Annotated in this window: 13 protein-coding genes; 1 reads left to right on the top strand and 12 read right to left on the bottom strand. The window is 31.3% G+C overall.

What is annotated here, in order from left to right:
• The 12 genes from ACW2QF_RS04070 to ACW2QF_RS04125 form a co-directional block, all read right to left on the bottom strand.
• Positions 1–594 (bottom strand): glycosyltransferase family 2 protein (locus ACW2QF_RS04070; protein ID WP_455714719.1); only part of this gene is annotated, 594 nt, incomplete at its 3' end.
• Between the two features lie 14 nt (positions 595–608).
• A complete protein-coding gene (locus tag ACW2QF_RS04075; RefSeq protein WP_455714720.1) occupies positions 609–1,523 on the bottom strand; it encodes an SP_1767 family glycosyltransferase in 915 nt (304 codons plus the stop codon).
• Positions 1,520–2,464 (bottom strand): beta-1,6-N-acetylglucosaminyltransferase, encoded by a 945-nt coding sequence (locus ACW2QF_RS04080; protein ID WP_455714721.1) that lies wholly within the window; start codon positions 2,462–2,464, stop codon positions 1,520–1,522. Before ACW2QF_RS04080 ends, ACW2QF_RS04075 begins: the two co-directional genes overlap by 4 nt.
• Before the next feature lie 24 nt (positions 2,465–2,488).
• On the bottom strand, positions 2,489–3,583 hold the full coding sequence (locus tag ACW2QF_RS04085; RefSeq protein ID WP_455714722.1) for a glycosyltransferase family 2 protein: 1,095 nt from the start codon (positions 3,581–3,583) through the stop codon (positions 2,489–2,491).
• Positions 3,573–4,763, bottom strand: a complete 1,191-nt coding sequence (locus ACW2QF_RS04090) for a hypothetical protein (RefSeq protein ID WP_455714723.1) — start codon at positions 4,761–4,763, stop codon at positions 3,573–3,575. Before ACW2QF_RS04090 ends, ACW2QF_RS04085 begins: the two co-directional genes overlap by 11 nt.
• A gap of 23 nt (positions 4,764–4,786) precedes the next feature.
• A complete protein-coding gene (locus ACW2QF_RS04095) occupies positions 4,787–5,770 on the bottom strand; it encodes a glycosyltransferase family 2 protein (RefSeq protein WP_455714724.1) in 984 nt (327 codons plus the stop codon).
• A gap of 16 nt (positions 5,771–5,786) precedes the next feature.
• Positions 5,787–6,776 (bottom strand): glycosyltransferase family 2 protein, encoded by a 990-nt coding sequence (locus tag ACW2QF_RS04100; RefSeq protein WP_455714725.1) that lies wholly within the window; start codon positions 6,774–6,776, stop codon positions 5,787–5,789.
• 30 nt (positions 6,777–6,806) lie between these two features.
• Complete coding sequence (gene pssE, locus ACW2QF_RS04105; RefSeq protein WP_455714726.1) at positions 6,807–7,286, bottom strand: PssE/Cps14G family polysaccharide biosynthesis glycosyltransferase; 480 nt, start codon at positions 7,284–7,286, stop codon at positions 6,807–6,809.
• Between the two features lie 12 nt (positions 7,287–7,298).
• Complete coding sequence (gene pssD, locus ACW2QF_RS04110; protein ID WP_455714727.1) at positions 7,299–7,760, bottom strand: PssD/Cps14F family polysaccharide biosynthesis glycosyltransferase; 462 nt, start codon at positions 7,758–7,760, stop codon at positions 7,299–7,301.
• 10 nt (positions 7,761–7,770) lie between these two features.
• The gene (locus ACW2QF_RS04115; RefSeq protein ID WP_455714728.1) at positions 7,771–8,451 is read right to left on the bottom strand and encodes a YveK family protein; all 681 of its coding nucleotides are present in this window, start codon (positions 8,449–8,451) and stop codon (positions 7,771–7,773) included.
• A 12-nt stretch (positions 8,452–8,463) separates the two neighbouring features.
• Positions 8,464–9,390 carry a hypothetical protein gene (locus tag ACW2QF_RS04120; protein ID WP_455714729.1) on the bottom strand — a complete coding sequence of 309 codons (927 nt, stop codon included), beginning with the start codon at positions 9,388–9,390 and terminating at the stop codon, positions 8,464–8,466.
• 5 nt (positions 9,391–9,395) lie between these two features.
• Positions 9,396–10,136 (bottom strand): CpsD/CapB family tyrosine-protein kinase, encoded by a 741-nt coding sequence (locus ACW2QF_RS04125; protein ID WP_455714730.1) that lies wholly within the window; start codon positions 10,134–10,136, stop codon positions 9,396–9,398.
• Positions 10,137–10,359: 223 nt separating this feature from the next.
• Between ACW2QF_RS04125 and ACW2QF_RS04130 the strand changes: the two genes are divergently transcribed.
• On the top strand, positions 10,360–10,828 hold a 469-nt coding region (locus ACW2QF_RS04130), incomplete at its 3' end, for a metallophosphoesterase (RefSeq protein ID WP_455714731.1).

Here is a 10,828-nt window from a genome sequence, read left to right on the forward strand (position 1 = left end):
CTTTACATGTCTTAGATATTGCATATTAAAAGTAAAATCTTCACCTAAATTTAGTTTTTCCAGAAAGTGCAAATGATTATTTTTAATAATTGAAGATTTATAAAGTTTATTCCAGATTACACCGTAGTAATAACCAGTTGGGTCATTCAAAATATTCTTCATATAATCTTGATTAGAATAGATCCCTTGTTTATCCCAGATTTTATCCTTTCGGTGCATATACTTAGTAATACGAACATAGCCACATACAACCATATCCGAGTCACAGCTTTTCATATTATTTACTAAATCTTCGGTCATAGTTTTTTCTATCCAATCATCGCTATCAACGAATTGTATGTATTCACCTGACGCTTCAATGATTCCATAATTTCTTGTATCCGATACTCCTGTATTCTCCTTATGAAAAACTCTAACACGCTTATCTTTCTTTGCATACTCATCACAGATTTCTCCTGAATTGTCAACAGATCCATCATCTAATAACAGAACTTCAATACCTATATAACTTTGATCTAGTATTGAATCGATACAGCGATTTAGATATTGTTCACAATTATATACAGGAACTATTATGGATACTAACTCATTCACACTTTCACCTTCTTTCAATACAGTTTGACTGTTATTTCACTTAGATACTTACTATCTGTACTGTTGTTAATATTAGTTCCACCAATTTTAGCAGCTTCATTCACATATTTATTCTGAACTGGTACTTTTGTTTTTGCTCCCATTAAGCACCACTCGTATTCAATATCAACATGCCCAACATCTAGTGCCCAAAATCCTTCTTTTGCTAAATCATAGGCAAGTATTGTTGCTGTTGGACCTAATGCTATTAAGATTAATGATTGCTTATCAACCTTCTTGACTTCACATAAAATCTCTTCATATCGATTAAAAGCATTTGTCGCTGGTGCAAGTATTCTTTGAATGTTTTTTGCATTTTCAAATAAATCATTACCAACTCCTAATCTTGTTTTTTCACCTTCAACAATAACAATATCCTGTTTGTCCCATATTTTTTTAATATAATCAAATCTCTTTTTTGCTAAACTTTTGTCCTTGTAATCCATGTATAGCCGGGTGACATTGGTATTATAATAGGGTTTATTAGAATCTAAAAATTGAATCCAATCCATTCTATGATTTATCATGAATTCGCTCCAAAATCGCTTTGCAAACCGATTATACATCTTAAGGCTACCAAATGCATCCGATAAGCATACAATATGATTTTCAGTAGAAGAGCTGATAATTTCTATTAATCGATCCCGCATCTTTACTGAGTAATCTTGAAATGTATTCTGTTTAATGCCCATCATCCAAGAAAATTCACCATCACCGTAACGACTCATTGATACTCGTTTTTTTATTATTGTATCTATCGTTTCTTCAATTGATTTGATATCAACTCTTGGTGAAACCTTTCGTATCCGATTATTCTTCATATAAAAATATGGATATAATATCATTTCTTGTTTTATAAATCGCAAGATTTTATGAATGATTGATTTCACAATACACCTCCCATATTATCTGTTGTTGCCAAATCAATTAAATCCATTAACTTTTCTGATTGATTTGTTTTGACTTTTCTGCAGAACAACTCTTCCTGCTTCATTAATTTATCATAATCCAGCTCATCAAATACTGTAATCTCTTTCGGGTATTCAAAATAATGGATATTTCTCCAATTTACCAACCATCTTTTAATCGCCTCATCGCTTTTAATACAATTTACCTTAAAAGGAGAATTATGTACAATGGTATGAAAGTACTCCTCATCTGGAAACTGTATATGTTTCATAACTTTGTTAAACCTATTATGAGCATTTGCAAAATCTACTATATACTCTGCACACTCTCTTGTAATCGCCCATTGTGCAGCTCCATAATACAAAGGAAATATTTCTCCTTTTTCTTTAATAACTCCATTAAATCCTATAGTTCCCATACTTTTTAATCTCAGCGAAGCATATCGTAATAACTTCCTCATCTTTGAAGGATTACTTAGGTAAAAGTCATCGTCACGTTTGTTATAGATCTTATATTTTCTAGAAAAGTGCCAATCTCTTGTTTTAGCAATGTTACAACCCCTAATAAACTCTTTTCCATTGTTCTTTTCAAAGAACTGTTCAATATAAGAATTGGATTTTATTGGATAGTCAAGATTTTGTAAAATAACAAAGTATTCGTATTTTTCCTTCGATGCTAATGCCTCTTTAAGAAGTCCTAACGTTGCATTTATTGCATTAAAGCCTCCCCAATATACTTTGAATCTTTCCTTAGTAAAGTATACATGTGGAATACTCTTTAATTTCTCTTCAAAGACATCTATTTCTGATTTTGCATCAACATGTATATACATATGGAAATTCTCATTCTCAGTTAATTTATTCGTTACTCTTGCTACGACATCAGGATCGCAATGACATAGATTTAAGAATGCAATCTTCACAACCCTTCCCCCTCTCTCTGTCCATTACCTTTTGAATTCGTAATGTATCGCGTTCAGAAATGACACCGATAAAAACAATAGAAAATACAATCTAGTCTTCAACATCAAAAACGGTATTAGCTTAATTCCACCTTTGAATTCTAATTTGAACTCCTTAATAATCTTTTGGACATCTGTGATTTTAATATAACTAAGGAACATCTTATACCTTTTGAAAAAACCTACATTAGGATTACGTCTCGCCATCAAAAATGCTATCTCCATACAAGACATGATTACTGTCCCTCTCCAATATGTCTCAATATCAAAACTAGTACGTTTCTTTATATTACTAGTTACTTCATTTCTTGCATCTAGCAACTTAACTTTTCCTTCTAACTTAGCTAATGGATTTTTCTCATAGGTAAATATTGTGGAAGTTTCTCTAGTTACTAAATAATAATAGCACTTCTGCAATACATAACACTTCGTTGCATAACTAAGATATTCAGTTGTAAAAATTGTGTCTTCACCCACTTTTAAATTAGAGTTAAATCGAATCTTATTCTCTTTAATCAGCTTCGTACTTACCATCATTCTCCACAGGGCAGGATTCTCTACATATAATGCATCTTCTTCATTTCTTAGCCACGCATTTACATTATTTTGCGAAACACCAATAAACCTTGTAGCTAAATTTTCAAGAATTTCTTCTCCTGAATAGAATTCATTTTTAAAAATAGGATAACACGTCTCTTTAATTGCTTGATTCTCATATCTATAATAACCGTATATTACAGTATCTACCTTCTTATCAACCGCTGTTTCATATAGCTCTCTTAAACAATAACTTTCACTAAAATCGTCTCCATCAAAAAATAAGATATATTCTCCTTGCGCTAATTCTATACCTGTATTCCTTGCGATTGACACTCCTGCGTTTGTTTTATGTATAACCTGAATTCGCTTATCTTTTTTCGCGTATGTATCAGCTATCTTGGGGGTATCATCAGTTGATCCATCATCTATAAGAATCACTTCATAATCTATGAAATCTTGAGCTAAAACACTATCCAAACATTTTTCAAGATATCCCGCAACATTATATGCAGGTATAATAACGCTAATCTTAATGCCCATAATTTCCCTCCCTGCTAATTTTGTTCTTCACCTTAAGTGCTCTTTTTTCTTGTATTTTAATATACAGATACTTTCCTATTAAAAGTATTGGGAAACAACTTGCAGCATTAATGATATAAGCTTCCATAATTCCGTAAAATGTATAAGAGATAATTAAAATCTTTTCAATATTGCTAGTACTTTTTGCTATTAAGTAAAAGGCAATCGATAAGATTATTAGATATAGTGATCCATACATTACAAATAACCATATATACGAATTATCTAAGACAATCGCATCAAACCATTGCCCTCTCCAATATATCTTAGGAGCAAAGCTAATCGTTCTTCCTAACAAGGTAAATCCATAAACATCATATATATATGCGCCAAATAGTAATCTTCCTGTAAATAAATCATTGATACTATTAAAAATACCCATCATTCTTCCAGAAAACTTAGTGTACGATGCGACAAAGAGCGGTATTGCAATTGAACATGCTGCAAAACTGTACTTCGATAGAGGCTTTAACATATTAATAATCCTCTTCACATTCTTCTTGTCACATATCGAAAGAGCAACAGCAATTGTGGTCACCAAAACGCCTGTATTAGAATTCGTAAATTGATACGTAAGTAAATTGATAATCCATATAACTACTAGGTTTATTACTTTCAATTTATCGTATCTTGAATATAGATATTCCATTGATGTCCATAACGTTAACATTGAAAACGTATTGGGGTGTCCCAAAAAGAAATAATGTCGCCTAATTCCATTCCTATATACGTAATCAATCTTATCAGGCGTTACTAGTAATATAACGAAATATACAAGTATATGTATAAGCAATATTGCAATTTTCACATTAGAAGTTTTTCTTACCACTTCCTTCAAATCCACATCTTGCATAGCTATAATACCTAGAAAGCTAAATAGTATAAAGAAGTAATTTCCTTTAATACATGTATAAGCACAAACTACTCCCATTAAACCATATACTAACAAACGGGTCATTGTGTAGCTTTGTAAAGCAATTTTCCATATCATTACTCCAAAAAATGAAAGAATTAGTAACGTATCTATCCATTCTGGTCTTTTAAAAAGCGAAGAAGCATCCAATAGAAACTTAACCGCCAATATAACGAATCCATATTCATATAAGTTTTGTCCTAATCTCTTTTGCTTCATCTTACCCATTCCCTTTATCCTTTTGATTACTCCTAAGAGAAACAACTTTTTATCTTAAAATAGATAGACAAAAACAAATACGACCTTTTTTTCAACAAAATACATTCTAATTTTTTATAGGATGATGTCATTTTGATATCTATCGAATCAATAATTTCATTAATACTTTCAAATTCAAAAGCTTTCTTATATAGCTTTTTCAAACCTTCCTTGCTTTTGGTAAACTCCAGTAAAATATTAGTTATCACTCGAAAATAGTAAACATACATCTTTTTTGTTAGATCTTCATCATGTAAAGTTTCTACACAGTTCTTGTTGAATCGGAACAAATAATCCGTATACCATATTCTTGTCCTAAAGTCATATTTTCGCATTGCACTCTCACCATGCTGTCTGTAACTAATGATTGGAATATTCTTAATAATGGAACTTTGTACCTGCATAAAGTATTTTGCCACAAATACAAAATCTTCCCCAATCTTTAAATCAGCCTGAAACGTTATTTGATTTTCTTTAATAATCTCTGCTCGAAATAATTTACCCCAGCAAGTATTTAAAGTAGAGGAAGCCAACATATATTCTCGAATCACTTGCAAATCACTGCATTCGTTGTCTATATCAAACAACTCTTCTTTTCGGGCTCCATCCTCTTTCAAAGTATAATAGCTGTAGGCAACGAAATCATATTTGTCTCTAATAATATCTTCAATAATTATGGTAAGAGCATCAGGTTCCAAGAAATCATCTGCATCAAGAAACATAATATATTGGCCTTGACTCGCCTTAATTCCCACATTCCTAGAATCGGATACTCCTGTATTCTTTTTATCAATAATTTGAATCCTACTATCTATATTTTTATATTTATTACAAATTTCTAGGGAATCATCTTTACTTCCATCATTTATAATTATTACTTCCATATCTTCATATTCATTACGTATGATGGATTGTAAACATTCTTCCAAAAATTTATCCGCATTATATACTGGTATAATAATACTTAGTCTTTTCATGGCACCTTAAATCTCCCTAACTAAAACTATTCTTTAGATTAATTTTCATCTTAATAACAGTAGGAAACAGTAGGCTATATAATTTATATGTTGTCTTCGTCACTGTTCTCATAAATAATAATTTTGCTGAACTATTCTTCTTTAAGTAGGAATTTTTTCTCCACGCTGGAAATTCATTCATTAAGGTATCCCAATTGTTCTTTAATGCCATTTTGCATTGTGACTTATCCGCAATTCTACACATTCTTGAAAAGGAACTACATAACAAAATTCTTGCATAAAAGAATTCCAACGCTTCTTCGTATTCTTTAAGATATCCATTCTGTTCATAATATTGATATATATTGTTCAGTATGATAAATATATCTTGAGTTTTAAGAGAGGAAAAATTATTTAGCGAATTACTTCTTTGCACATAATGGATACACGCTTCATCTATATACGAATACGTATTAATATGTGGTATTAGTTTTAAAAAGAATTCAACATCCTCATAAATTAAACCTTTCGGAAACTTTACATTCGTCTCTTGTAGCCACTTACTTTTGTAGATTTTATTCCAAACAACAGACCTTCCAATCATCAACATTTCTTTTTTATCTGTTATTTTATTGCCAATTTCAATATCTTCATGATCAATATATGTGTGTCTAAGATTGCATTCAACAATATCACTATCTTCTTCTTTTGCCTTCTTGTACATAAGTTCATACATATCTGTCTCTACAAAATCATCCGAATCAACAAAGCCAATATATTCACCCGTTACATACCTAAGACCATAATTTCTCGCATCTGATAAACCACCGTTTTGTTTTATGTATGATTTAATACAAGAATATTTATTTGCATATTCATCTATTATCTTCTGTGAATTATCTAAGGCGCCATCATTCACAACAATGATCTCTATATCTTTCAGTGTTTGATTCACTAATCCGTCTAAACACTTTGGCAGATACTCTTCTACATTGTATACCGGCACAATTACACTCACTTTTACCATACTTCCCACCTCTTTTATATGCCATGATTATTAATTCGTTGCTAAGAACTGACTAACAATGTCTATGATCTGTTCCCTTTTAGACGTATAGATTTCGAACTCACAGTCTTTTCCTTTATGAATCAAATCGATTAACTGATCTTTTTCATTACAGCATAATACATAGTTCTTTTTTTCAAATGCACTTGCTATATCAAGTTGATGGTCATCGACATGCTCTTTATATTTTGCTAATCTCGGATACACTATAATAGGTTTCTTTGCATTAATGGATGTTATAATTGATCCTACACCACTATGTGTAATAACTAAAGATGCACCTTTAATATAGGCATCAAACTTTTCCTTATCTAAAAAACGTTCATAAGTATAATGAACAGGTGTATAATCAGAGTTTCCAATCTGCGCAATTACTTCTTCTTCAATTAAATTTTGCTCTATGTACATGTCCAATGTTTTTAGTAATCGGTTTAATTGAAACTTCTGTGTTCCTAATATAACAAATATCACAAAACCATCTCCTTAAAATATTCCGCCACCATAAACAGCTTTTGGAAAATACTCTAACAGTTCTCTCCATTGCACTATGAACAAATCTGCAATTCTATACATTAACTTCCCTGATAATGAAGGGGCATCCACTCTAGAAAAAGACTCTATATAGATAATCTTCTTTCCCATTATTTTTCCTAATAGACAAATCGGATAAGTTGCTAATGCGCCTAATGAGATAATGCAATCTGGCTTCTCCTTTATTAATATTTGAAATGACTTGAAAAACAAAGCTATGAATTTGAATACAAATAACTTTTCTCTTCTGTTTATCTGTGATACATAGATCACTTTTTCTGTAAAATCTAGCTCATTAAAATTTCCCTTTTCAGTAAGTAAGAATGAAGAATACTCTTTTTCTATTTCTTTTAATCTTGATATTTCCTCAAGATGTCCTCCTGAAGAAGCCGCAAAACATATTTTCTTTATCATCCTAGATCACCTATTTTTCAAATTCCGTATACGGTATAATTCCAAGAATCTCATTCTCATCCTGATCAATACATTGAACAATTGACTTAACACGATTCGAAGTTAGTTCTGAAATGATTATCCAACCACAACTTAATACAAATCCTATCATACCAAAAAGTATTCTCTTTTTTAATAAGTCCTTATGACCATCTCCACTTAAAATGCCGTATTCAGCAGAATCTAGAATCTGAATCGTATCATTTGATGTTATACTTGTAATCTCTCTTACAAAGGCTTCAGCAACTGCGTTTGTAACCAATATTGATAACTGGGGATTTGTTGAAACTGCACCAATTTCAATAACAGAATCACTTACTGCCCTTACTCCTATCATACTTTGAATTGATGATGCATCAACATCTACGGTCTCGCTAATTAGTAAGGCAGCTCGTTCACACACTCTAGTGCTCGTCACTATATCTGCATAAGATATTAAAGCAATAGAAGAATTAAGAGATTCTTTCGTTTTACCATAAGCAACACTATAAACTGTAGTTGATGCCTGATACGTGTTTATTGGTTGTGTGTCATAAGTAAGAAACAAACCTACTAAAAATGTTAATATCGTCATTGCAATGATAAGCAGCTTCTTTTCCCATAATGCAAAGATGCTTAATTTTATGTCTTCTAACTGTATCTCATCACCCACTCTTTTTTCCTCCTAACGTTTATATCTTTTTATCAAAGTAATCACAAAAAATCCTACTACAATAATCCCTACCATTACACTAATTTTTCCAATAAAACCTCGTGTATTACTACTTGTATTATCAATTACTTCAGATGGTTTCTCTGCTTCCTCGCTCTGTTCAATCGATTCAACTTGAGAAACATAAGGCTCTGTCGTATACTGGCTTCCTTTAATATCTTCATAAGTAAAATAAATATTAATCGACTGTTTTCCTAACTTTACAAATTCTATGTATGCTTCTGCATAACTAACTTTACCTGCAACAAGACTACCAAGGCTATACTGTTGACTTGTATCAAGAGCTTCCCCTTCTATATGCATTGTAACATTATAGAAATTATCTGAACCTGAATTCTTATATGTTATATGAGCTCTAGTCTTCGCTCCTATATATACCTCTTCTTGTATAGATACATTTTGTATCTCGAATTTACTAGACTTGGTAACAGGTAGCGATAAGCTCATATCATTTAAATTGCTACTTGTTTCTCCATCAGAAAAAACTGCATTAATTGAAAACTTAACTGTTTCCGTTTTAATCTCAGAAGATGCTTTCAGTCGTATAGTAACTTCTTCTTTTTTACCAGGACCGATTTTCTCTATATACATTTGATCTGAATCTGGGTATACAACCGAAATGGTATCGGCGTTATTTGTAAATGTTAACAAAATATTATTGGCACTGTATACTCTTCCTGGATTATACAGCACTAGCTTTAAATCAAATTCTTCTCCAGGTACAATTGCGTCATCTGTTACTTTAAAACTATCAATTACAATTCTTGGTTTTGCATTTGCATAACTATCTTTTTTTGCTTCAACTTTCGACGGGATCACTGTAATCAAGATAAATAGAAACAGCAATACCTTGGCTATTCTTGTCCATCTTCTCTTCATATGAGTCACCCGTTATCCTTTATCAGTTTTTTATCATTTCGATTATAACGTTTATACCTTTTGCTCATATTTTCTTCACCGAAATAGTCATAATCTTTTATGTATTTTTTATATTGTGGTAAATCAACTTGGTTAACAATTAATCCATAGCATTTATCACCAAACTTACTTACTTTTCTCCTAGCATCACATAGTTGTCGCTTTGTGGTCTGATTTAACGAAGCGACTAAAGCAATCCCATCCACATAAGGGAACATTATATTAGCATCTGCTACAATATTCAATGATGGAAAATCAAAAATGATATAATCATATTTAGCCTTTACATATGATACAAACTCTTCCAATCTTGTAGAACATAATAAACGAATTGGGCTATTTGATGCTGTTCCACTAGGTACATAATTTAAATATTCGTAATTTGTTTCACAAATCACTTTATCTACTTCCGCCTTTTCAGCAAGATAATCCGTTAGCCCCACACCAATATTCTCATTCAATTTCTTGAACTTGCTTCCCTTTCGCAAATCACAATCTACTAGTAACGTCTTCCACCCAGCTGCCGATAATGCAATCGCGAGATTGATTGCTGTTGTTGTTGTCCCACTTTTTGATCCACATCCTGATAACAATATAGATTTATCACCAAAATGTTTTTTGTAAGAGTATATCTCTACTACGATTCGATCTATGGCATCATTCATTATCTGGCTATTATTACAGTAAAATTCAATGATATCTCCCATCTTTATCCCTTTCTTCTTGTTCGCTTCAAAATGTCTTGGTTCTGTCTAATTCTTACAACTTAGATAGAAAATACTTCAGTTTACTCTTGTAAAATTTTTCATCATATAGTAATCTGTAAGAAGCATACGAATTAATATCTAATCCGTTAATAGACAATATATAGCATGACTAATAACTATAAAAGTTGTCAATTAATCGATTATGCCTGAAAGGACTACTATAATGTTTTACATATTCTATAAATACTTAAAAAAATATTTCTTATTACTAATCATACTTATCATATTATTCATAGGCTTCCATAATGATCTTGACGTAACCCATTATGTCTATAGTGACATTGAAATACCAGATGCTTTTGATGGCTATAAAATTGTTCAAATTTCTGACTATCATTGCAAACTTATTAACGGAAGTAATAATAAGCTAATATCAGCTATTAAATCATATAATCCTGATATAATCGTAATCACTGGAGATATGATAGATTCCGCTCATTCGGATATATCCGCAGTTGAATCTTTATTAAAAGGAATATCAGATATTGCCCCTATTTATGCTGTATCTGGTAATCATGAGTTTGATCTCGGAGCTCAATATGATAAACTATTAAATTTATATAATAAATATGGTGTTATTGATTTAGATGATTCCAAAGTTGTTATTACGAAAGATAATTCCCATATAACAC

The sequence above is a fragment of the Anaerosporobacter sp. genome (assembly GCF_965301125.1).

Excerpts from the sequence above, each read along its gene's own strand:
- ACW2QF_RS04085 (WP_455714722.1), bottom strand. The coding sequence starts at position 3,583 with ATGGGCATTAAGATTAGCGTTATTATACCTGCATATAATGTTGCGGGA.
- ACW2QF_RS04090 (WP_455714723.1), bottom strand. The coding sequence starts at position 4,763 with ATGGGTAAGATGAAGCAAAAGAGATTAGGACAAAACTTATATGAATAT.
- ACW2QF_RS04095 (WP_455714724.1), bottom strand. The coding sequence starts at position 5,770 with ATGAAAAGACTAAGTATTATTATACCAGTATATAATGCGGATAAATTT.
- ACW2QF_RS04100 (WP_455714725.1), bottom strand. The coding sequence starts at position 6,776 with ATGGTAAAAGTGAGTGTAATTGTGCCGGTATACAATGTAGAAGAGTAT.
- pssD (WP_455714727.1), bottom strand. The coding sequence starts at position 7,760 with ATGATAAAGAAAATATGTTTTGCGGCTTCTTCAGGAGGACATCTTGAG.
- ACW2QF_RS04120 (WP_455714729.1), bottom strand. The coding sequence starts at position 9,390 with ATGAAGAGAAGATGGACAAGAATAGCCAAGGTATTGCTGTTTCTATTT.
- ACW2QF_RS04125 (WP_455714730.1), bottom strand. The coding sequence starts at position 10,136 with ATGGGAGATATCATTGAATTTTACTGTAATAATAGCCAGATAATGAAT.